This is a genomic window from Vibrio sp. YT-19(2023) (assembly GCF_033337395.1).
Map to the genome: position 1 here is coordinate 1 of NZ_JAWOQN010001001.1, position 546 is coordinate 546.

1 protein-coding gene is annotated in these 546 nt (G+C 45.8%); it reads left to right on the forward strand.

Features of this window, described 5'->3' with window-relative positions; genetic code table 11:
- Window positions 1-8 precede the first annotated feature (8 nt).
- Window positions 9-546: DMT family transporter (locus tag R7E78_RS29670; RefSeq protein ID WP_318059083.1), on the forward strand; the 538-nt coding region annotated here is incomplete at its 3' end.

Sequence of the window (546 nt, forward strand, 5' to 3'; positions counted from 1 at the left end):
GCAGTAAAATGTCTAATTCACTCAACACTATGGTTCCCATTGGTGTGCGCTTTATGGTGCTCTCCGCTTTCGGGTTCGCGCTAATGTCGGCCACGGTAAAGCATGTCAGTCTTCATGGTATCCCTGTCTTTGAAATCGTTGCAGCAAGAGCACTCGTTTCTTTAGTGATCAGTTATTTAGATGTGAAACGAAAACGAATCTCTGTTTGGGGCAACAACAAACCACTACTCTTAGCGCGTGGCGCGGTGGGCACCTTCGCGCTGATGTGTGTTTACTATTCGGTAACCACGTTACCTTTGGCAGAAGCAACCATCTTCCAATACATTCATCCGGTATTTACGGCGCTGCTCGCTGTCATTTTTTTGAAAGAGCGAATTCAGCCCACAACCTTCATTTGTATTGCGCTATGTTTGCTCGGCGTCTACGTCATGGTTCGGCCAGAAACCGGCGTAGAATCTGCACAAACACTTCCAATGTTCAGTGTGATGATTGCTATTTTAGGTGCTTTTGGTAGCTCTATTGCTTATGTCATTGTAAGAAAGCTCA